The organism is Hydrogenophaga sp. (assembly GCF_019635465.1).
Classification (GTDB): Bacteria; Pseudomonadota; Gammaproteobacteria; order Burkholderiales; family Burkholderiaceae_C; genus Hydrogenophaga.
The window spans coordinates 122694-144037 of record NZ_JAHBZK010000002.1 but is presented as its reverse complement, the minus strand read 5'-3'; the positions used below and the strand labels follow the sequence as shown (position 1 = coordinate 144037).

17 protein-coding genes and 1 pseudogene are annotated in these 21344 nt (G+C 65.2%); 5 read left to right on the top strand and 13 right to left on the bottom strand.

What is annotated here, in order from left to right; genetic code table 11:
• Positions 1-11 precede the first annotated feature (11 nt).
• Genes KF871_RS02340 through KF871_RS02320 form a run of 5 tightly spaced genes read right to left on the bottom strand, consistent with a single transcriptional unit; the run spans position 12 to position 5127 of the window.
• Entirely contained in the window at positions 12-1241 is a 1230-nt protein-coding gene (locus KF871_RS02340) for a CoA transferase (protein ID WP_291137728.1), read from the bottom strand.
• Between the two features lie 18 nt (positions 1242-1259).
• Positions 1260-2159, bottom strand: a complete 900-nt coding sequence (locus KF871_RS02335; RefSeq protein ID WP_291137726.1) for an acyl-CoA dehydrogenase family protein — start codon at positions 2157-2159, stop codon at positions 1260-1262.
• Positions 2156-3307 carry an acyl-CoA dehydrogenase family protein gene (locus tag KF871_RS02330; RefSeq protein ID WP_291137723.1) on the bottom strand — a complete coding sequence of 384 codons (1152 nt, stop codon included), beginning with the start codon at positions 3305-3307 and terminating at the stop codon, positions 2156-2158. The genes KF871_RS02335 and KF871_RS02330 overlap by 4 nt, the downstream gene beginning before the upstream one ends.
• 9 nt (positions 3308-3316) lie before the next feature.
• A complete protein-coding gene (locus KF871_RS02325) occupies positions 3317-4132 on the bottom strand; it encodes an SDR family NAD(P)-dependent oxidoreductase (protein ID WP_291137721.1) in 816 nt (271 codons plus the stop codon).
• Positions 4129-5127: a tripartite tricarboxylate transporter substrate binding protein gene (locus tag KF871_RS02320; protein WP_291137720.1), complete on the bottom strand. Its 999-nt coding sequence runs from the start codon at positions 5125-5127 to the stop codon at positions 4129-4131. Before KF871_RS02320 ends, KF871_RS02325 begins: the two co-directional genes overlap by 4 nt.
• Positions 5128-5314: 187 nt before the next feature.
• Between KF871_RS02320 and KF871_RS18755 the strand changes: the two are divergent.
• Positions 5315-5494: pseudogene (locus KF871_RS18755) on the top strand (helix-turn-helix domain-containing protein); the annotation flags it as partial.
• 407 nt (positions 5495-5901) lie between these two features.
• On the opposite strand, the gene KF871_RS18750 reads toward KF871_RS18755, so the two are convergent.
• The 7 genes from KF871_RS18750 to KF871_RS02285 are packed head-to-tail and all read right to left on the bottom strand — an operon-like array spanning position 5902 to position 10773.
• Positions 5902-6225 (bottom strand): site-specific integrase, encoded by a 324-nt coding sequence (locus KF871_RS18750; protein ID WP_367172019.1) that lies wholly within the window; start codon positions 6223-6225, stop codon positions 5902-5904.
• Positions 6119-6652 carry an OsmC family protein gene (locus tag KF871_RS02310; protein ID WP_291137715.1) on the bottom strand — a complete coding sequence of 178 codons (534 nt, stop codon included), beginning with the start codon at positions 6650-6652 and terminating at the stop codon, positions 6119-6121. Before KF871_RS02310 ends, KF871_RS18750 begins: the two co-directional genes overlap by 107 nt.
• 40 nt (positions 6653-6692) lie before the next feature.
• Positions 6693-7928 (bottom strand): NAD(P)/FAD-dependent oxidoreductase, encoded by a 1236-nt coding sequence (locus tag KF871_RS02305; RefSeq protein WP_291137713.1) that lies wholly within the window; start codon positions 7926-7928, stop codon positions 6693-6695.
• A 26-nt stretch (positions 7929-7954) separates the two neighbouring features.
• Positions 7955-8527, bottom strand: a complete 573-nt coding sequence (locus tag KF871_RS02300) for an OsmC family protein (RefSeq protein WP_291137712.1) — start codon at positions 8525-8527, stop codon at positions 7955-7957.
• A 57-nt stretch (positions 8528-8584) separates the two neighbouring features.
• A complete protein-coding gene (locus tag KF871_RS02295) occupies positions 8585-9454 on the bottom strand; it encodes a class I SAM-dependent methyltransferase (protein WP_291137710.1) in 870 nt (289 codons plus the stop codon).
• A gap of 58 nt (positions 9455-9512) precedes the next feature.
• Entirely contained in the window at positions 9513-10400 is an 888-nt protein-coding gene (locus KF871_RS02290) for a methyltransferase domain-containing protein (protein ID WP_291137709.1), read from the bottom strand.
• Positions 10401-10437: 37 nt separating this feature from the next.
• Positions 10438-10773 (bottom strand): DUF2917 domain-containing protein, encoded by a 336-nt coding sequence (locus KF871_RS02285; protein ID WP_291137707.1) that lies wholly within the window; start codon positions 10771-10773, stop codon positions 10438-10440.
• A 204-nt stretch (positions 10774-10977) separates the two neighbouring features.
• Here KF871_RS02285 and KF871_RS02280 point away from each other — a divergent pair, with 204 nt between their 5' ends.
• The gene (locus KF871_RS02280; protein WP_291137705.1) at positions 10978-14109 is read left to right on the top strand and encodes an AAA family ATPase; all 3132 of its coding nucleotides are present in this window, start codon (positions 10978-10980) and stop codon (positions 14107-14109) included.
• Between the two features lie 21 nt (positions 14110-14130).
• Here KF871_RS02280 and KF871_RS02275 read toward each other — a convergent pair whose 3' ends face one another.
• A complete protein-coding gene (locus KF871_RS02275; protein WP_291137704.1) occupies positions 14131-14430 on the bottom strand; it encodes a DUF4242 domain-containing protein in 300 nt (99 codons plus the stop codon).
• Between the two features lie 859 nt (positions 14431-15289).
• Between KF871_RS02275 and KF871_RS02270 the strand changes: the two genes are divergently transcribed.
• From KF871_RS02270 to KF871_RS02260, 3 genes are read left to right on the top strand one after another with little or no spacing between them, the layout of a single operon-like run.
• Positions 15290-17437, top strand: coding sequence for a hypothetical protein (locus tag KF871_RS02270; RefSeq protein WP_291137702.1), 2148 nt, complete (start codon positions 15290-15292; stop codon positions 17435-17437).
• Between the two features lie 13 nt (positions 17438-17450).
• A complete protein-coding gene (locus KF871_RS02265; RefSeq protein ID WP_291137701.1) occupies positions 17451-20318 on the top strand; it encodes a hypothetical protein in 2868 nt (955 codons plus the stop codon).
• Positions 20308-21129 carry a hypothetical protein gene (locus KF871_RS02260; RefSeq protein WP_291137699.1) on the top strand — a complete coding sequence of 274 codons (822 nt, stop codon included), beginning with the start codon at positions 20308-20310 and terminating at the stop codon, positions 21127-21129. The genes KF871_RS02265 and KF871_RS02260 overlap by 11 nt, the downstream gene beginning before the upstream one ends.
• The last annotated feature ends 215 nt before the right edge of the window (positions 21130-21344 follow it).

The following is a 21344-nucleotide window of genomic DNA, read 5'->3' as shown; positions in this document are numbered from 1 at the left end:
CGATGTGCCCCTCAGATGACCCGACGCTCGCGCAAGCCATCGATGCTGGCCTGGTCGAACTGCAACAGATCGCGCAGCACCTCGTTGGTGTGCTGCCCAAGCACAGGGGGCGCCATCGGCGCGCGGTCGGGCTGGCCGACAAATCGGATCGGGCTGCCATAGAAGCGCGTGGGGCCCGCCTGCGCATGGTCGGCCGTCATCGTGAGGCCCCTGTGCTGCACTTGTGGGTCGGCGAATACCTCAGGGTAGGTGTTGACCGGCCCGCTGGGAATGCCTGCACGCTTGAGCGCGGCCAGCAGATCGCCCGACGACCACAGCGCGGTGAGCGCGCCAAAGGTGGTAGCCAGTTCGCTGCGGTGGCGCAGGCGATCGCTGTTGGTGGCAAAGCGCGGATCACTGGCAAGCTCGGGGTGACCCAGCACTTTGCAGAAGTCGCGGTACTGGTCCTCGCTGCCGCAGATCACGATGATGCTGCGATCGGCGCAGGCGAAGGCCTGTGACGGCAAGCCACCATTGCCCTCCGTACCACGCCGAGGCGGCACGTTGTGGGTCGCGAGGTAGGTGGCCACGTAGTGCGACTGCGCGGCGATGGTGCTGTCGAGCAGGGCGATGTCAATGTGAGCGCCTTCACCCGAGTGGGTGTCACGCTCGTACAGCGCGGCCAGGATGCCGGCCGTGGCGTACTGTCCCGCCATGAAATCGGCCAGGCTGGGCCCGGTCTTCATGGGGCCACCACCGGGCACCCCGTCGGGCAGGCCGGTGACGGCCATGAGGCCACTCATGGCCTGGAACACCGTGTCATAGCCAGGTTGCGCAGCGTAGGGGCCTGTCTGACCGAAACCGGTGACCGAGCAATACACCAGACGGGGGTTCACCTCACGCAGAGAGGTGAAGTCCAGTCCATAGCGCTGAAGGTCACCCACTTTGTAGTTCTCGATCAGCACGTCACTGCAGGCCACCAGTCGCCGCACCAGGGCCTGACCCTCGGCCTGCGCCAGGTCAATCGTGATCGAGCGTTTGTTGCGGTTGGCCGAGAGGTACATCGGCGACTCGCGCGTGTCCTTTCCGTCACGGTCTTTGAGGAAAGGCGGCCCCCAGCGGCGCGCTTCGTCGCCACGCCCGGGGCGCTCGACCTTGATGATCTCGGCACCCAGGTCGCCAAGCGATTGGGCGGCCAAAGGTGCGGCCAGGATGCGACTGAGGTCCAGAACCCGGATACCGGTGAGGGGAAGGCGCTTCACGGAATGGCTTTCAAAGGATCAGGCAGGCCAGGCGGCCTGTGCCGCGGAGCGGAATTGCTGCTCGCAGGCACCGAGCTCCGACTGCAGACGCTTGGCGCGGTAGGTCCAGCGGTGCAGCGGGTGCTCAAGCGTGAGGCCCATGGCGCCCATGAACTGGTGCAAGTCGTAGCTCACCGAGCGCACCACCCATTGAGCCTGCGCCAACGCCAGCGCCGAACCCACATGCTGCGCAGCAGCCGCTAGCGTGAGCCAGCGCACACCCTCGATGGCCACGGCCGATTGGGCCAGCCGGTGCTGCACCGCCTGCAAACTGCCAAGGGGGCGGCCGAACTGGCGGCGGTCACTCACGTGTTGCACCACGCTGTCGAGGGCCGCACCCAGGCACCCGGCAATCTCGGCCGCCATCGCCACGCGCCAACGGTCGAGGCAGTCCACCGGATTGGCGTCGAGCTTCGTCCAATGCAAGGCAGCGTGGTTGTTCAACGCCCCCATGGGGTATGACCACAGGCTGTCCACGGTGCGCACATCGTCCGCGCCCGGTCGTGCAACGAACACCCCGTTGGCCTCGATGGCCACCACACAGGTCGCCTGCGGCAGATGCCGGACGGGTGCGCTGCGATCAGCACCCAGCACCGCGCAGGGTCTGGGCAGGCCCAAGGCGGGCGCCAGCAGTGCCGACGCACCGAGTTCGACGCAAAAGGGCAGTCGCGCCAGCGCCATCACCATGGCTGCGGCGGCCACCGGGCCAAGCCCTTCCGTCACGAGCGCATCGAAGTAGCCACCCGCCTCAAGGTCGACCTCGATCGCGTCCAGGGCTTCGAATCGCTGAGCCTGCAGTTGTCGGGCGCGGTGGTGCTGCACCACCTGATCCACCGCGTCGAGCAAGGCGCGCTGGTCGTCGTTGAAGTTGAAGTTCATGGCCGTGCCTCGCGCGGCAGCTTGAGAAAGTCGTGGGCCACCAGGTTGAGCTGAATTTCCGCAGCACCGGCCGCAATGCCGGCGGCGATGGCGCGTTCGTGGTGCGAGAGGTGCAGCGGATGGCCGTTGCCCACATAGGTATCGGGCAGAAAACTCAGACCGAAGTCCGATACCTGGTGGTCGGCCGCAATCACCGCCGTGCGCGCCAGGTTGGCATCGGCGCTGGGCGGCAGCCCCTGTGCGCGCTGGTCGATCACACGATAGACCAGCAGCCGCGCGGCCTCGCAGGCCGCCAGTGCCTGGCCCGCGCGCGACTGCACCACCGGATCGTCGAAGCGACCCTGCGACTGCAGCTGCTGCACCATGCCGTCGAGCACGCGCCGTGAGAAGGCGTAGCGGGCAATGCCGACCCGCTCATGCGACAGGGCCCAGCCGATGATGGGCCAGGCCTGGCCCTCTTCGCCCAGGCGGCAGTCGGCCGGCACCACCACGTTGTCGAAGAAGACCTCGTGGATGTCACCCTCGCCGATGAGCGAAGGAATGGCCCGGACCGTGATGCCTGGCGTGTCCATGGGTACCAGGAAGATGCAGATGCCCTGACGTCCGGCGCCACCGGTGCGCGCCAGCAGGAAGCAGGTCTGCGCCAGGCCGGCGTACGAAGTCCAGATCTTCGAGCCGTTGATCACATAAGCGTCACCCTGGCGCTCGGCCCGCGTGCGCAGAGACGCCAGATCGGAGCCGGCCGAGGGTTCGGAAAAGCCCTGGCACCAGATCGCCTGGCCCGCTGCCATCGGCGGCAGGTATCGGCGCTGCTGCTCGGGCGAGCCAAAGCGCATGAGGGTCTGGCCGATGAAGTTGACGTTCATGTACTGCGCGCCACGCGGCTCGCCGGCCGCCCACAACTCCTCGCCAATGATGAAGTGGTGCCAGGGCGGTGCACCGCTGCCACCGAACTCCACCGGCCAATGCGGCACCAGCAGGCCCGCCGCAGCCAGGCGGGGGCAAAAGTCGAGCGAGAACGCGGTCTGCCCGGGGCTGCCCGGTCCGTGGCGGCTGGTGTGGTCCCAGTCGGGCGGCAGTTCCCTGGCAAGCAGATCACGCACCCGTTGGCGCAGTTCGGCCTGCTCGGCCGACCATGAGAAATCCATTGGTGTTTCCTAGACGCGCGCGCGCTTGACCCTGTTGAGATAGCTCAGGTAGCCCATGGGCACAAAGCTGCCGCCGTTGACCGGAATCAGGGCCCCGGTGGTCCACCCGGCGGCGTCGCTGACGAGATAGGCACACAAGGGCCCGATGTCCTCTGGGCGACCCAGGCGCTGCAGCGGCACCGTGTCCACCTGCCGCTGGATGCGCTCGGGCGTGTTGAAGGTCTTGGCCAGCTCTTCGGTCATCACCACGCCAGGCGCCACGGCGTTGACCCGGATACCGCGGTGTCCCCACTCGGCCGCCATCGTGCGTGTGAGGTTCTCCAGCGCCGCCTTGGCCGCGCCATAGTGACCGGTGCCCGGGTTCGGGTAGGACGCGCTGCGAGACGTGATGTTGACGATGGCGCCTCCACGCGACATGGCGTGCGCGGCCATCTGCGACGCGAAGAAGGCGGCCTTCAGATTGAGATCGACCACCCGGTCCCATTGCGCCTCGCCGATGGTGTCGAGCGGGCCGACGTCCTCAGGTGCAGCGCTGCCGGCGTTGTTGATCCACCCATCGACGTAGCCGAAGCGATCGAGGGCGGCCTGCAGCAGGCGGGCACGATCATCGGCCCGCGTGATGTCGCCCACCACGGTCATCGCCTCGGCGCCCGCGACCTCAAGTGCATGCTGCGTCTCGCGCAGCGGCACGGGCGATCGACCGGCCAGCACCACGCGGGCACCGCATTGCGCCAGCGACTCGGCTATGCCGCGGCCGATGCCCCTGCCCGCGCCGGTGACGACGACGGCCTTGCCCGCCAGCGAAAACAGCGCGGGTACGCTCATTGCGGGTGGTAGTCGATCTGCTTGGCGGCTGCGGCCCACATGTCCTGCTCGGCCTTGACGTTCTGCGCATGCACGTCGACACCACCACCGACCGGTACCACACCGGCTTGCGACAGACGATCACGGATCGCCGGGTCCTTCAGCACTTCGTTGAAGGCGGCGTTGAGCTTGTTGACCACCGGGTCCGGCGTGCCCGCGGGCACCCAGATGCCGTAGGAGAACGCGAAGGTCAGATCGCGCACGCCGACCTCGGCCAGTGTGGGCACATCGGGTAGCGAGGGCGATCGCTCCTGGCCACCGTGCGCAATGGCTTTGATGCGGCCGTCCTTGATCATCCCCAGGTAGAACACCGGCACGTCGATGCCCATCTGGATCTCGTTGGTCATCAGTGCCGTGGCCACCTGCGTGGACCCCTTGTACGGGATGGCCACCGCCTCGAAGCCGGCCTTGGCCTTGAGCATTTCGGCCGAGAGAAGAATGCTGCCCGCCGTGTGCGAGTAGTTGAGCTTGCCCGGGTTGGCCTTGGCATAGGCCAGGAACTCGGCGAAGTTGTTCACCGGCATGGAGCCCGGCACCATCAGCGTCATGCCACCGCGCGCGATGCTCACCACCGAACGCAGCGATTTCAGGATCTCGAACTTGAGGTCCTTGATCAACACCGGCGTGAGACTGCCACCACCCAACCACAGCATGGTGTAGCCGTCGGCCGGTTGCTGGGCCACATGGTTCGTGCCGATGAGCGCAGCACCGCCGGGCTTGTTCTCCACGATGACTGGCTGCTGCAGGATCACGCTGAGCTTCTCAGCGAACGCGCGCGCCATGGTGTCAGAACCACCGGCGGCAAACGGCACCACGAGCTTGACGGTGCGGTTGGGGAAGTCGCTCTGCGCCAGGGCGCCGCCCATCAGGCCCAGGCTGGCGAAAGCCACCAGCGCGCTGGCCAGCCAGCGCCCGCGGCAGGCGGCAAGTCGGCCGACAAATCGGTATGCGGTCATGAACGTCTCCTGTCTCAATATGTGGAACAAACACAGGGCAAGCAACAAGGTTGCAGGGCAAAAATTCTAGGAAAGTAATTTGAGAATCGGCAGTCAAATCCCGATCGGCTAGGGAAAACACATCTGCGTCGTTCCACCATATGGACATACTTCCAAACCACCGCACACAACCCGCGAACCATCACCCATGAGGCCCCCCGCATCCACCGACGGCACCCAATCCATCCGCCGAGCCGCGAGCGTGCTGCGCGCCATCGCACAGGCGGGCGCCAACGGGGACAGGCTCGCCGGCATCGCGCAGCGGCTGGGCCTGCCCCGCTCCACGGTGCACCGCATCCTGGCCTGCCTGATTGAGGAGGGTCTGGTGTCGCGCGCGGACGATCACCTCTACCGCATGGGACCGCTGGTGCACGAACTCGGCCTCACGCCGGCGCCCAGCGGGCAAGACGTGCTGCGCTGGCGGCCGGTGGTCGACCGGGTGGCTCAGTTGACGGGCGTCACCAGCTATCTCATGCGACGCAGCGGCATCGAGGCGGTGTGCCTGGCCAAGGCAGATGGCCATGCGGTGGTGCGCTTTGTGCCGGTGGACGTGGGGCAACGACGACTGCTGGGCGTGGGCGCGGGTGCCACGGCACTGCTGGCTGCACTGGAGCCAGCGCAAGTGGAGGACACCATCCGCGCGGTGGCGCCGGGCCTGGCCCGCTACCCGCGATTGAGTGCGGACGCACTGCGGGCCGCGGTGCTGCTGGCACAGCGCACCGGCTATGCCATCAGTCAAGGCACGGTGGTCAACGACGGCTTCGGCATGGGCTGTGCGCTACCGGCCACCCAGGGCGCTGCCCACCTGGCCATCAGCATTGCCGCCCATGCCTCAACGGTCACCGAATCGCGCGTCGCGGCCTGGAAGAAAGTCGTGACGGAAGAGATTCTTCGCGCCAGCGTTGAGCGCTGAACGCCTCGCGAACGGTGGCCAACGCAACGGCGCACGCGGTCACACCGACTCGGGCACCACCGTGTCCACCCGGGTGGTGACGCATTGCGCGTCGCGCAGCGCCAGGTACCAGGGGTCCATCGCCAACACGCGTTGCACCAGTGCATCCACCGCTGGCGCATCGGCGTCGGTGTCGATGGCGATCGTTATGCGGGTGGCCAGCGGTGCGGCGCTGCGATCGCCCACGCCCAGCAAGGCGCCGTCGTCCATGTCGGTCTCCACCGACACATGCACCGAGCGAAAGCCGAGGCCGCTGCGTGCCGCCGCCATCTTGATGCCGATGGCCACGCAGCCGACGATGCCGGCGCGTGCATAGAAGCTGGGCGACGGGCCCGCGCCGTCGCCGCCCATGCGGCGGCCCAGGTCACTCACTACCTCGAAGCGCCCCTGCCGGATGTGGCAGGTCAGCCCGTCTTCGACCCGACCTTGCGTGCGCGTGGTGACCACGGCCAGGCCCGGGTCGGCCCGCAGCTCGCGAATGAACTGGTTCTGGTTGCACTGAATCTGTTGGTCGCGGGGTGCAAGGGGGTTCATGGTGGTCTCCATCAATCAAGGGGTGAGCGCCCTGCAGGGCTCAGGCGGCCTGCCGCCCCAGGCTGCGCGCCAGGTGATCGGCCAGCTCGCGTGCGTCGTCGCCCACGCCATCGAGCAGTGCCGATTTGCGGCGCCGCATGAAGGGCAGGCCCAGCACCGCCAGGCCCGGGGCCACATGGCCTTGCTGGTGGCGCAGGCGACCGCGGGTGTCGAACACCGGCAGCCGCAGGCAGCTGAAATCGGGGCGGAAGCCGGTGGCCCAGATCACGCTGCGAATGCGCCCGCCCGACACCGGCAGACGCAGGGGTGGCATGGCGGGGCAGCGGGTCGGCGCATAACGCTGGGGTGGCGGCATGTGGCCTGGCATGGCGACATCCGCCCAGGCGTCCACGCTGTCCAGCAGGCGGTTCATCTTCAGGTCCGACAGGGCGCACTGGTTGGCCAGGGAACCGGCGAACAGCGCTTCGCCGTCGCGCACATCCACCAGGCGACCGGTGATGCGCACGCCCGCGTCCTGCAGGCTGTTGAGGTCCAGCCACTGGCGCGTGTGCGAGCCCATGAGCTGCAGCGAGGGCACGCGCCGCGCACGCTCAAGGTCGTCAACCTCGTCGGCGTGCATGTCGAGCAGGCCGGCGCGGTCCATCCACCACTGGATGTCGCGCCCACGGTAGTGGCGCGGCATGCGGATGTGCTCGCCCACGGCCAGCGTGACCTCGCGACCACTGGCGCGCAACTCCGCCGCCAGTTGCATGCCGCTGGCCGACGCGCCCACCACCAGCACCGGCCCCTGGGGCAGCTGGTCGGGGTTGCGGTAGGTCAGGGGCGTGCGTTGCACCACGTCCGCCGGCAGGGCCGCCGACAGCGCGGGCACGTTGGCCACACGGCACGCGCCGGTGGCGAGCACCACCTGGCGACACTGCCATTCGCCATGCTGGGTGGCCACGCGGTAGCCGTCGCCGTGCGGGGTGATGGCGTGCACGCTGGTGTGGGTTTCGATGGGGGCCCAGGCGCGTTCGGCGTAGCCGGACAGGAAGTCCACCACCTCGCGCATGGACATGTAGCCATCGGGGTCCGGGCCACGGTAGTCGAGGCCTGGCAATCGGCTCTGCCAGCGCGGCGTCAACAGCTTCAGGCTGTCCCAGCGCTGGCTGCGCCAGCTCTGGGCCACTTCGCCGCGGTCGAGCACCACGTGCTCGACGTTGCGCTCGCTCAGGCAGTGACTCATGGCGAGCCCGGCCTGACCGGCGCCCACCACGACCGTTGTGATGCGTTTCATGGCATGGGCTCCGGCAGGCACGCGGCTCAGTTGGCGACCTGCACCGACACGTTGATCGGGTTGGTCAGGATGTCGTAGACGGCCGAGCGCTTTTGCGACTGCGCCACCAGCGCCTGCACCTGTTCGGGTGTGGCGTCGGCGTCGATGTCGAAGGACACACGGATGGCCGAAAAGCCATTGCGCACCTCCGGGTCCACGCCCAGGATGCCGCGCACATCGAGGTCACCCTCAACCGTGGCACGCACCGAGCGCAGCTGGATGCCGCGGTGTTGCGCGACCGCCGCCACGCCGCCGGTGAGGCAGCTGGCCAGGGCCGAGAGCACGATCTCGGGTGGCGTCGGGGCGCTGTCCTTGGCGGCGAACACTTCGGGGTGGTCCGACTCGATGGCGAAGCTGCGCGCGCGCTGGTGCTCCTGGCCGAGGCCGAAGAAGCCGTTGATGCTGTTGCGGCTGTGGGTGCCGCTGATCCAGTCGCAGCTGCTGCGGAAGGTGAAGGCCGCAGCCTGCGGAGCCTGTTCGAAGGCACCGCGTGCGCCCATGAGGGCGTCGACGTTGACGCCGTTGCTGACCGGGGCTTTGGCGAGGATGGCTTGTGACATGGTGATTCCTTTCGGGGGTTGACTGGGTGGGAGAGAAAACAATGGATACGGAGCAGCTCAGGGGCAGGTCACCGTGACTTTGAGGAAGGTGGCGGGGATGGTGATGGCGCCCTTGTTGGGGTTGCGGTTCTCGCGCTCGAACAGGGCGCCGAGTTCGCCTTGCAGACCTTCGGCCTTGCCCTGCTGCTCGGCAGCGGCAAACGCATTCATCGTCGGGCCGTAGTAGTGGCGGAACTCGCTCAGGAACTCGGCCGGCGAGAGGTCGCCGCCGAAGGTGTAGGTGCAGCGCTCGAAAGCGATGTTCGATTCGGGCACGCCGGCGGCGACGAAGCGCTCGATGACGTTGGCTTCCACGCCCCAGGTCATCGGGCTGATGAAGCCGGCCGGCGGGGGCGGCGAGTAGGCCGAGCAGATCTTCAGGATCTGCGCGACCAGGGTCGGGTCGTTGGGGATCCAGTTGCCCATCACGATGCGCCCGCCGGAGCGAACCACGCGCACCGCCTCTTTGGCCACATCGAAGGGCTTCGGCGCGAACATGGCGCCAAAGATGCTCACCAGCAGGTCGAAGCGCTGGTCGCCAATGCCTTGCAGGTCGCAGGCATCGCCTTCCTGGAAGTGCAGGTTGGACAGGCCCAGCGCCTGGACGCGGCGGTTGCCGGCCTGCACGAGGGGCGACGAGATGTCGACGCCGAGCACCTGGGCGCCCAGTTGTGCTGCAGGCACAGCGGTGGTGCCGTCGCCGCAGCCCAGGTCGAGCACCTGCATGCCGGGTTGCACGTCGAGGCCGCGCACGAGGGCGTCGCCGCTCTCGCGCATGGTGCGGGCGATGCGGGTGAAGTCGCCTTTCTCCCAGAGGGCTTTGTTGGGGTTGACGGGTGCCGCGGTGGGGGCCGTGGCGGTGGGCGGGGTCAGGGTGGCTTGGGACATGGTGATTTCCTTTCGGGGGTTGAATGACAAGAACAGGGAGAACAAGGGGTTGGGCGCTTCAGCGCGCGCCCGGTGCGCAGGCCGTGATCAGCCAGGAGGAGCTGTCCATCCACAGTCCCTGGCTGTCGGTTTCAACGTCTGCAAACAGGTCCGCCAGGGCGGCCTCGATCTGCGGGCGTCGTTCTTCTGCGAGCGGCCCGGCCTCGCGGAAGGTCTCGCCAGCCGGCCCGAGGGCCAGCTGAAAGGCAATGGCGTCGGCCACCGAGCTGCCCACCAGGACGCGGGCATCGACGCAACGGAACTCGATCTCGGTGAAGCCGGCGGCCTCCATCTGCGCCCGCGTGCGGGCCGGGTCGGCCATCGAGAACGGGCCGGGGCCGCAGGTCTGGGCGTTCTCGCCGGGCGCCGGCAGATAGCGAAGCACGGTGTCGCGAGCCGCGGTCAGCCAGGGGTTGTCCTCGCGCCGGCGCCAGACGACGTGGGCCATCCGGCCACCGGGCTTGAGCGCACGACGCATCGAACGCAGTCCCGCCACCGGGTTGGTGAAAAACATGGTGCCGAAACGGGCGAAGACGAAGTCGAAGGCTTCGACCGGCAAACCGAACTCGGCATCGCCGCGCTGGAACTGCAGGTGCTGTGCGCCGACGTCGCGAGCGGTTTGCTCGGCGATGTCGAGAAAGTCCTGGCAGCAATCGATGCCCAGCACGCGACCTTGCGGGCCGACGCGCTGCGCCAGCGCCAGGGCGGTGTCGCCGAAGCCACACCCCACATCGAGAGCGTGGTCGCCATTGGCGATCGGCAGCAGTGGCATCACGGCCTCGCTGTGGCGCGACATGCCACCAACCAGCACGTGCTGGAAGCGCAGGAACTTGGGCGCCAGAATCCGGTTCCAGAACGAGACGAGGGTCGAATCGGACTCGGGAGCTGCAAGCATGGTCTGGGTCATGACGATCTCCAATGAGTGGGTTTGAACAAGCCGGCGCTCAGACGATCAGGCAGCGCGCGGGCTTGATCGCCTCGATCACCAGGCCCTGGTGGGTGCCGCAGTGCAGGCTGTCGCCGGGGTCGAGGAACACGTCCACCGGGCAGTGCTCGAAGGTCAGCCACAGGCGGCCTTCCAGGCAGCGGACCTCGCGGCCCTGAGGGTTGGGCACGCTGTGCAGCTGATCGCGTCGCAGCGACAGCTCGACACAGGCACGCGGTGCGGGAGCGGCCTTGGCCAGGCGACGGCGCACCTGGCGCAGACGCTGTTGAATGCGTTCGCCCACAGGCATCGGGGCGGCCTGCAGGGCGGTGGAGATCAGGGTGGTGGCGTTCATGGTTCGGTCCTTCGGTGGAGTGACCCGGGTGGGTCGTTGTCGATGGATGAACTGTCTCGCCGAGGGGGGTCTGCCGTCCTTTGGCGTGCCTAAACAGCGCCTAAACGTTCCTAATCAAGCAGGGCGACGTGGCCAATGCGCGCATGGGGGAACCGGTTTTGCGTCCAACGCGGGTATGGTCTCGCCCTGAGGAGAAAGCACCCCATGCCCACGCGCTACACGTTTGGCCGCGTCGAGGTCCTGCCGGACCAGCGACTCGTGCTCGTCGACGGCCAGGCCGCCGAGCTGGGCGCGCGCGCGTTCGACCTGCTCGTGTGCCTGATCGAGTCGCGCGATCGCGTGTTGGGCAAGGCCGAGTTGCTGGACCGGGTGTGGCCCGGTCTGGTGGTCGAGGAGAACAACCTCTCGGTGCAGGTATCGGCTTTGCGCAAGCTGCTGGGGCGTGATGCCGTGGCCACGATTCCCGCCCGGGGCTACCGCTTCTCGGCCGCGCTGTCGGTGAGCGATGAGGCCGCGACGCCTTCGCTCGCGTCGGGCGCATTGATGCCCGCCGGGTTGACGCCGTCGCCGCGAGCAGCACCCACCGAAGAACGCCCTGCCGATCTCTTCGTGGGACGCAAGACGGAACTCGCCCAACTGATGGCCGCGCTGGACAGCGCGCGCCGCGGCACGGGGCGCATGGTGCTGCTGGCGGGCTCAGGGGGCATCGGCAAATCGCACCTGCTGCAGCGACTGGCCTGGCAGGCGCAGCGCGAAGGCGTGGAGGTCGGCTGGGGCCGCTGCCCGGAGGAAGCCGGCGCCCCGCCCTTCTGGCCCTGGCGCCAGTTGATCCGTGGGCAGCTCAACGCTTGCAGCGACGAGCAGGCCATGGCCTTGCTGGGCAATGGCATCGCCGACATTGCCGCCATCGCGCCCGAGGTGGCCGAGCGCTTCGGCGTGAGGGCCGACAGCGACAGCGCCAGCGATTCGCAACAGTCGCGCTTTCGGCTCTTCGACGCGGTGGTCGGCTTCTGGCGCCGGGTCACGCAACATGCACCGGTGCTGCTGGCGTTCGAAGACCTGCACTGGGCGGACGCGTCCTCGCTGCGACTGCTGGCCTTTCTGGCCCATGAGCTCTCGGACTGCGCCTTGCTCATCGTCGGCACCTACCGAGACACGGAACTCTCGCGCCAACATCCGTTGTTCGACACCCTGGCCGAGTTGACCCGCGCCAGTGGGTGCCAGCGCATCGAGATGCGCGGCCTCAGCGTCGGCGAGACGCAGGAATTCGCCAGTGCCATCAGTGGCCAATCCGCCAACGCGCGGCTTGTACAAGCCCTGCACGAGCGCACCGAGGGACACCCGTTGTTTCTCGTCGAGACGCTGCGCTACCTGCTCGACACCCAGGGGCCTCAGGGCTTGAACGCGGCGGATGAGGACGCGCCCTGGTTGAAGGCCATTCCGGCAGGCGTGCGCGAGGTGATTGGCCAGCGCCTCAATCGCCTGTCGCCGGCGGCGGCGCGCACGCTGGCGGTGGCCGCCTGCATGGGTCGCCGGTTCGACCTGGCGCTGCTGAGCGACCTCGATGCCGACACCGACGAGGATGCCCTGCTGCAGACCCTGGAAGAGGCGTTGGACGAAAGCCTCATCGAACCGATGCCCGATGCGCAGGACTTTCGCTTCAGCCACGCCCTGATCCGCGAAACGCTGTACGACGAAATGCTTCCGCTGCGACGGGCCCGCCTGCACCTGCGCATTGGCGAAGCGCTGGAGCAGCGCCACGGGAGCGACGACCCCAGTGTCTGGTCTCAACTGGCGGTGCACTTCAGCGAAGCCGGCCCGGGTGCGGCCGCGCACAAGGCACTGGACTACGCCGAGCGCGCCGCCGGGCACGCCGGTCGCGTGCTGGCTTTCGAAGAGGCCGTGCGCCTCTACGACGTGGCGCTGCAGTTGCTTCAGCGCCACCAGCCACGCGACCTGCAGCGGCGCTGCCGGGTGCTGCAGGCGCTGGGCGATGCGCAGTTGTGGCATGGCAATGTGGACGCCGCCAACGAGCTGTTTCGCCAAGCCGCCACATTGGCCCGCCAGGGCGATCAGGCCGACGCGTTCGCGAGAGCCGCCATCGGCTATGCCAACAGCAGCACCCAGGCCAGCCGCTCGGGCGAAGCGGCGGTGGCGATGCTGCTGGAAGCCATCGCCGGCTATCCGGCCAACGACAGCGTGCGCGTTGAACTCGTCTCCCGTTTGTGCGTGGCCTACATCTACTGCGATCGACCCGACGAGGCCATGGAGGCGCACCGCAACGCCGTGGCCCTGGCGCGCGAGCTCAACGATCCGCGCTGCCTGCACATGGCACTTGCCGCCATCTCGGCGGCCGTGTTCTGGCCCGAAATGCTGCACGACCGCCTGGCCGCTACCCGGGAGGCCTGGGACCTCGCAGAGCAGCTCGATCTGCGCGAACGGGTGTCGCAGCTGGTGGCGTACTTCATGTGCGACCTGATGCACGTGGGTGACAGTGCACAGCTGGCCAGTGTCTGCGCCCGCGGCCGGGCGCTGGCCACGCAATGGCGATCGCCCTTCTGGCTCGCGGTGTGCCAGCACATGGAGGTGCTGATGGCCATCAACGAGGGCCGCCTGGACGAGGCGGAGCGCTGGGCCATGCAGGCTTTGCAGACCGGCCGCGGGGTGGCCGAAGACAAGGTCGTCAGCGCCTTCGGCATGCAGATGTTCTGCCTGCGGCGCGAGCAAGGCCGCCTGCGCGAGGCGCTGCCCATGCTGGAGCACTTCGTGCGCACCAACGCAGAGGCCCAGACCTGGAAGCCGGGCCTGGCCCTGATCTACGCCGAACTCGACATGCGCGAGGCCTGCCAGACCGAATACGACGGCGTGGCCTGGCATCGCCTGCAGGGCCGTCTGAGCGACGCCGCCCGCACAACCTCGGTCATGCTGCTTGCCGAAGTCTGCGTCTACCTCGAAGACCAGTCGCGCGCCGGCCTGCTCTACGACCTGCTGAGCAGCCGGGCGGGCATGGCCCTGCTGGGCGACTCAAGCGGCCCCTGCCTGGGCTCGACCGACCGATTGCTGGGCAGCCTGGCCACTGTGTTGGAACGCTGGGACGAGGCGCAAGCCCACTTCGAGGTGGCGATCGCGGCCCACAGCGCGGCCGGCTCGCGCGTGTGGGTGGCCCACGGCCACCACCGCTACGGCTGGATGCTGCTGAGGCGTGCCCGCAAAGGCGATGCGCGACGCGCACAGGCCCTGCTGGCGCAGGCGCTGGATGAATCCACCGCCCTGGGCCTGATGGCCCTGGCGCCTCGTGTTGAGGCGCTCATCGGCTCCTCGCCGTCGACCAGCTGAAGGGGCGCCCCCATGGCGTTGCTAGGCCGGAACGGCAATGTGCGCGCCGTAGGCCTGGGAAACCTCCACGATCGCGTCGATCGGTACGCCATTGCGCCGGGCGGCCTCGCGCAAGGCATCCGGGTCCTTGGCCTCGTACAGGCAGTAGGACTTGCGCTTGTCGGCACTGAGAAAGGAGAACACCCAGTTCACGCCCAGTTCGCCATTGACCTGCGAGACGGCATTGACCTTGGCGGGATCGAGATCGAGGGCTTCTGCGAAATGGCGTTCGACGAGGTAGAGCGGCACGGCGATCTCCAGTGGCTTCGAATGGGAAGACACGGACCATGTCACGACTCAGGGCCGACCGCAAGTCATCGACGTCCAGAAACACACCGAGTGGATCGGAGCGTAGCAAGGCTGCAGGGCGTCGAAATCACCCAGGGCGGGTGAGAACTTTGGCGCGGCTGGCGGGGATCGAACCCACGACCCTTGGCTTCGGAGCCCAGACAATCGCTGGGTAGATACAGCGATTTCTAGATGCGTTAATCGGGATTCGTCGGCTCAAATCAATGAGATCAACGACTTAGCCCTTCCTACATGTGACATCAATTAGTGTCCGTCAACGACCACAACACCTTGACTGTCACAAGTTCACCGCAAAAAGCTTGGCGGCCTCTCCAGCAGTACGCTTAGTAATGAAGACCATAGCCCTGCAGGGCGAGACGCGCTGGACAACATCAAAATAACCCTGGGTCAGCCAGGTTATTGGTGCCACCCGCCACTCTCGCGGCACCACTCATCACCCCTGGCGCACCACTCGTCACCATCAAGTCACCATCAAGGCACGAATTGTCAGTCCACACCCAACGGCACGTTTATGCCGTTTCGAATTTTCGCCTAATGGAAACTAATTAATGATTGTGGCCAGTGCAACCGAACGCTGCATCAAGTAGGCCCTTGACTCAAAAAAATCATTCCGTTTTCACGAAGGAGGATCGTCAATGTCACATTTTCACGACTTGCGACTACCGACGCCGCCTCGTTATCCTGAAAAAAGCTGACGCGCGCAGACCCTCTGCAAGGCATCCAGATTTGACTGTGATGGATTTCACGCGGCAGCTAATGAGTAGTCGCAGATCGAATCTTCTGATGGGCAGAGATTAGGTAAGCGATAAACAACTGTCGCGAGCCTCCCAAAGTGTCACACCCTGGATTCCTGAAAGCTGTTCCCAGTCCACAAGACGAATTTTTTACAGGCATACCGTCCGAGCTCAAGGGGCTTTCCCAACAGCTGCTGGGCTGCATTGAAGTGCCGCCCGATCAGCCCAATTTCAGCCAGGCAATCCACACCTTAAGTGGCGCATTGGTGGCGTTCGCTCGCGAACACCAATTTTATCGAGACTGGGAGGCACCCCAATTCGAACTTGCATGTCAATTGGCCGCATACGCCAAGCGCCAGATCCCCCTGGATGGCACGCCGCTCGCGCACATGACCGGGCGCTTGGGCACTTACGGGAGTTGGGCGCTGTGCACAGAGCTGGATCCTCGCTGCCTTGAGATTCCTGTCGCGCTCGGCGCGGAGCTCGCCTTGGCACTGGCACAAGGCCGACGCCTGCAGGTGGACTACCTGAAGCTGCTGCGCCGCGACCTCAAGAAGATTCCAGCGCCTGGTCACGAAGGACCTGAGACGGCCGCCGATCTTCACGCTCTGGGCGTCGGCAAATACTGGCGCAAGGCCTACGCAGGAAAGGTCAGGCAGTTACAGGCCATCGCGACCCAACGCACTGGTCGGCGAGCGCTCACCAACTCCGACTTGTCCGAGGCTGGGCAAGAGCACATGGCCCACATCCTTGGCACCGGGCTAAACGCCAACGTCAAGGATCGCTCTGGAGTTCGCAACCACCGCCAGCAAACAGCGGCTCAAATGGGCATCTACCAGGCCGACTTGCGCTCGCGCTTGGCGGTGCAGTCGCCTGGCGCCATCGTTGAGACCATCTCTCTGCTCACAGGATTGAGCGCGCGCGGCGCGATGACGCTGGCGCTTGGTGAAGAGGCACTGCACGGCGAGTTGCTCACACTGGATCTGAAGCGCGGCGGCCTGCACGTCGCGATCAACCGCCTCTCGGAGCGCAAACATTGGGACGTAGACCCGGGCCAGATCTATCTGCCGGTTCGAGCCAGCTACTTCGTGCCCTGGCCCATTGAACTCCTTGCACCCTTGCGTGACCTCGCCGGGTCCGCTCGCCTGGCGCCCGAAGCCTGGCACGCTGTGGTCCGCGTCGTCGAAATACTTCCCCAGGTCGAACGCGATCACCAGATCGCGGTTGGTGTCTCGACGATTTCAGTCGAAGAGCCAGATTCCCAAGGGTTCACGCCGACCGCCGCGCGCGCCCGCAACGCCTTTCCGACGCAGGCCAGGGAATCAGGCATGAAGGCCACGCACCGGGCCTATGCAATGTTGCGACTCGATCAGGTGGGACGTGCTCGGCCTTGGTACGTGCGCGTTGACAACGACGATTTCGTCGCTGACTGGTGCAAGTTTCTGGTGGGCGAAGGTTGGTCCACCGAGCCTCAACAGCACGAGCCTGGACAGGCCTTCGGCTCTCCTTACCTTCCTCGGGACCACTCGCTGCAGGCCATCTGGGGCTACTACGTTCAGCGCGTGGAAAGCTGCCCCAAAGGCAGGCGCATGTCGTTGTCAACCGTCATCGCCGTTCACAACGCCTATGCGGACTTCACCGCCATGGCCCTGTCATTCCTGCTGGGTTTGCGCTTGTCAACCCAGTACGAACTGAACGCCGACTCGGCCTTGCCAGACGTCGAGATGCTCACGCTGACGGACAAGTCAGATCCGGGCAAAACCGGTAGCCGTTTCGCGGTCCTGACTCCGTTGGTGCGCGATCTGCTCGGGAACTGGTACGCCCACTGCGCCGCAGTGCTCAGCCGCTACCAGCGAGATCCCCAGGCAGGCAAGACCACCGTCGGCGCCGAGGTAATTGCGCACCTTGCTGAGGTGGTTCAGCACAAACCCGTCCCCGCGCTGTTTCGCATCTACAAGAATGGTGTAAGGCCTGCCAACAGCAAAACCACCTGGGACGTTCTGCCGCCCTTGCTGCGCTGCGAGGAGAACGTTGGCCGCCACTACTGGTGTAGCTACCTGCACCGCTCGGGCTGCTCGGACAAGGCACTTGATCTTTTCATGCGCCACATGGTCGCCGGCAACAGCCCAGCCTCCGTCTACGCTGACGTCAGCATCGCCCAGCTGACCAATGAGGTGGGGACGCTGCAAATGCAGCAAATCGCGATGCTGGGGTTGGGCATGGCCACCGGGCTGCGCAAGGCTTGAGCAGGTGTACTCCATGAGCACGAACAATAAACGTCACCAGCGCAGCCATCTGAATGCCTCACAGGTCTCGCGATCGCCACGGCCCCTGAAGCACTTCCAAGCCTTCCTGCTGGAGGCCTCTCCCCTGCTTTCACCGAGCGCATTGGCGCTGGGTTGCCTTGTGGGGTTCGACATGGTGGTTCGACCGGAAGACGTTCCACCAGCATACGCCGCCCTGCAAAAAGTTCATCGCTACCAAGATCGCCCATCAATTCGTTGGGCTGTTCCACAGCCGCCCGGCGAACACGCGGAATACGTGAAATCTCCCAGCGAGGTGACACGGCCTGTCTACGACGAGCGCACGATCAGCACTTTCACCCACATCGCAGTTAGTGAGGCGCTCCAATGGCAGTCCCTGGAGGAATCCATTGCCGAACTGCTTTCAACAATGGATAGCCACCCCGAGAAGCGAAACCTGCCGAGGCACTGGGAGGGACTGCTCGCGAGTGCAAAGGTCCAAGCTGTGACCTACTTGCCTGGTGCGCTGCGCGGGCATGTTGTCGGTCAGATCAGGATGGCGGCGCTCGATCCGAGCGCGGCTGCGCGAGAAGCAACGCATCTCTCACTCGTAACACGGGATATCGACATGGAGACCGAGGAGGCCCTGGCGATCAGCGAGGCGAAGCTTGCGCAAGCTCGCCTAAGACACCCGCTGCATGCCACCAGCTCGGTAAACGGATCCGCCACAGACCGCGATAGAGCTGCCGATCTGGTTGATGACATCGTACGGGCCACCCACGCGGGGATCGGCACGGCCGAAGCTCGCGCCACTGTCTCACGCAATCTGAGGGCACTGCGACCTCGAATTGGCGATTCGCACCACTGGCCTAGAGCGCTGCACTTGGTGGCGTTGAACTGGGTACACGAGCACCATCTCGCCATGTCCAGTATCGGCCGGTACTTTTCGGGAGCAGCCAAGCGGCTGTTCCTCGCTGTGCATGACATGGACCTGGTGAACATCGACGTCAAGGAACTGGTGCGGCGCATCGAGGACGTGCACGCCAGCGTAGAAGAATCGAACAAGCCTTCCGTGCGCGCGGTGGGTCAAGCGATTCTTGACTTGCTCGTTGTTCAGGAGGTCATTGAGCCCACCCAACTCCAGCGAGCTCAAAAGCGAACGGGCTCCATCGCTCCGCGTGCACAAGTCATCTTCCCGCACGAATCCACTCGCGCAATGGACTGGGCGGACGAGTGCATCAGGCAGGGCGAACAGGGCCCAGCGCTCCCGATGACACGCCTTCTCATTGGTCTTGCCAAAGAGTGCGGCTTGCGCATGGGCGAAGCACTGCGTTTGCGCCTTGAGAACTTCCACCTCTTCGAAGACCGGCTGCAGGTTGCCGTGAATCCGACGCGCTCAGACCCCAGGGTCAAAACCAAGGAGAGTCGTCGACTCACGCATACGAAAGACCTGCGTGTGATCCGCTACTTGATGGAGCTTCTTGCCAAGCGCCATGGTCTAACCATGACCTTGCGCGCCGAAGACCCAGCTCGGTCACTGGCATTGCCCCCAGACGCACGACAACGACTCAACTCGCAACTGGCCGAACGGAACGATCTTCTGTTCGGCGACCCACACCAGCCAGGCGCGATCTGGTTCGAGAGCGAAATCCGGATGTGGATGTCGATTCTTCTGAAGTGCGCCACTGGCGATTCGCGATCGGTTCCTCACGACTTGCGCCATTCCTGGGTCAGCTTCGGCAACGACACCGACTTCTGCACCCTTGGCTTGCTGCAGGAGAACCCTTTTGACCGGCGCGCCAACGAACTAGGCCATGCGGCCAACGACTTGATGTTCACCACCTACACGCACCAGTTCGGCCAAGGTATTCGGGTATGGGTTGACCAGCAACTGCTCAATGATGGTCTGATTCGCACGCAATCAGCGGCTGCCTGGACTGCTCGCAGCCATGCATCAGTGAAATCACATCTCTCGAAGTCGGATACCAATCTGCGAAAGAAGCTCTCGCGTGCTGGCGCGAGGACTCGTGATGCAGACGGCCAACGTCTGCTCATGAAGGAGATTCAGGCGTATGCCACGAAGTTGCCACTGCGCGGGGCCGACGAGGTGTACGGCATTTCGCTTCAGGAACCGAATTCGCCTCTGGGTGGCTATCGCCCGCGTGAGCTGACAACGCGAGTTCTCCTGCAGTGCTTGCTGATGTTGGTGAGTTCATCGCAGAACGCCGATCAGCGCGCGACGGATATCGCCCGCCTTGCCGGTATTGACGTTGCAGACTGGGCACGGGTACTTCACGAGCTCTGGCTGGTGAGTCGCTCCGCTCACGCGGTGGTGTCACCACGCAGGCTGGAGAAGAACAAGGCGGCATGGCTCGTGGCAAATCACTGGGAGCCGGTGATGCGTGCTGCGCTTTCCGAAAAGTGGCAGCGTTTGATGATGTACCTGGATCGTCATGCGGGCGACGATGACGTTGTGAATGCGGGCGACTATGTTCTTCAATCGATGGGTTGCGACATCTACCTGCCTACGGTCGTCGCGGATCCAGCCTTCATCTCCTTGGTGCGCGTCATCCGCGCGAGCGGCATGAACCTCTCGTCGCTGCATCTTCACTATGTGGGCGATACCGCCGACAACCAGCGTAACGCCAGGCACGCGCTGGCCAAAATTCGCCAGGAGCTCGGCATTGATGTGCAACTTCGCTCCGTGACGCCGCGCGGCGGCAGGCCACCCTTGTACCTATCGGTTCGCTCGGAAATTGCGCAACAAGGCACTGTGGATGCCGATCATGATGGCAGCGCCCACTCGATGAAGGGTTTTTCCGGGTTGTTCCTTGCGGCGCATCTCAAAGCAGAGCTTTTGCAGGAGCAGCGCAATGTTGCGTGATACGAAGCGCGCGCTTCGCAATGAGTCGATTGGGATGCATCGACCTCTCTACGATTCCGAAATCGTGACAGGCTCAACCGCGGCGCAACAGGCGCATGCTGCACGGCTGTGGGTGGATAGGGTAGTCATCATGCTCCAGGAGCAAGGTGCGCTGTTCTTCACCTGTCTCGACTTCCGCTTCGCCAGTCAGGAAGGAGCGCTATGTGTTGAGCTGGTCTGCCGAGAGGTTGCACAGCAAACCTTGGTGCCCATGATGCTCGAGGGCTATGTTTGCCTATCGAGTGACGAGGCCTTCGAGAAGGACGTTGCGGAGTGGCGGAATCGTTTGCGAGCTAAATGTCAGGACCACGAGATCGCAATCATTGATCGTCCCGTACTTTCAACTGCGGCGCGGCGCATGACCAACGATCCGGCGAGGGGACTCGTGCCGATCGCCACGGCAGCTGAGATCGAGCGAGCGACAGAGGCTGTACTGCCGCCATCTATGGAGAAGGTGGATGTTGACGGAGAGTGCTTCGAACTGGCGGACCATGGAGCATCTGACATCCCAGTCTGGAGCCAGCCCTGCTTGCTCCGCGGAGTGCCTATTCTGAATAGCAAGGGGTTCATGCTTCAACTGATCGAGTCAACTTCCACGCAACCTATGGGAGGAAAGCTCCTTCTGCGCTTGATGGATCTGTCCGAAGATGAATCCATCAAACTGGTTCGACACGCGCACACAAAAACGGCAATCGAGATGCGCGTCTCCATCGCTAGGGGAAGAGGCCGGACGCTACTGGGCGCACCTGCACGAGAAATGCCGATGGGTTGAGGGGGACGGGCGTTAGACGGGGCAAGCTGCGGTGACCGAAACCGCGTGCGTCTTTCGATGGTGCCTGAGGCCAGTAAGTTGCAGAGTATGTGACCCGTTTCTGACCCCAAAAGCGGTCAGCGCGTCGATGCGCGCGATTCGGTGGACTTCTGCTTCGCAGCGATTGCTGCCGGTCGATCTGCCCATCTGAATGTGCGCTCTATCTGACGTTTCGG

Bases quoted from the DNA above. Each gene is read 5' to 3' on its own strand.
- KF871_RS02335 (WP_291137726.1), bottom strand. From the start codon at position 2,159: ATGAACTTCAACTTCAACGACGACCAGCGCGCCTTGCTCGACGCGGTG.
- KF871_RS02330 (WP_291137723.1), bottom strand. From the start codon at position 3,307: ATGGATTTCTCATGGTCGGCCGAGCAGGCCGAACTGCGCCAACGGGTG.
- KF871_RS02325 (WP_291137721.1), bottom strand. From the start codon at position 4,132: ATGAGCGTACCCGCGCTGTTTTCGCTGGCGGGCAAGGCCGTCGTCGTC.
- KF871_RS02320 (WP_291137720.1), bottom strand. From the start codon at position 5,127: ATGACCGCATACCGATTTGTCGGCCGACTTGCCGCCTGCCGCGGGCGC.
- KF871_RS18750 (WP_367172019.1), bottom strand. From the start codon at position 6,225: ATGCACTGGTGCAACGCGTGTTGGCGATGGACCCCTGGTACCTGGCGC.
- KF871_RS02310 (WP_291137715.1), bottom strand. From the start codon at position 6,652: ATGAACCCCCTTGCACCCCGCGACCAACAGATTCAGTGCAACCAGAAC.
- KF871_RS02305 (WP_291137713.1), bottom strand. From the start codon at position 7,928: ATGAAACGCATCACAACGGTCGTGGTGGGCGCCGGTCAGGCCGGGCTC.
- KF871_RS02300 (WP_291137712.1), bottom strand. From the start codon at position 8,527: ATGTCACAAGCCATCCTCGCCAAAGCCCCGGTCAGCAACGGCGTCAAC.
- KF871_RS02295 (WP_291137710.1), bottom strand. From the start codon at position 9,454: ATGTCCCAAGCCACCCTGACCCCGCCCACCGCCACGGCCCCCACCGCG.
- KF871_RS02290 (WP_291137709.1), bottom strand. From the start codon at position 10,400: ATGACCCAGACCATGCTTGCAGCTCCCGAGTCCGATTCGACCCTCGTC.
- KF871_RS02285 (WP_291137707.1), bottom strand. From the start codon at position 10,773: ATGAACGCCACCACCCTGATCTCCACCGCCCTGCAGGCCGCCCCGATG.
- KF871_RS02280 (WP_291137705.1), top strand. From the start codon at position 10,978: ATGCCCACGCGCTACACGTTTGGCCGCGTCGAGGTCCTGCCGGACCAG.
- KF871_RS02265 (WP_291137701.1), top strand. From the start codon at position 17,451: ATGAGCACGAACAATAAACGTCACCAGCGCAGCCATCTGAATGCCTCA.
- KF871_RS02260 (WP_291137699.1), top strand. From the start codon at position 20,308: ATGTTGCGTGATACGAAGCGCGCGCTTCGCAATGAGTCGATTGGGATG.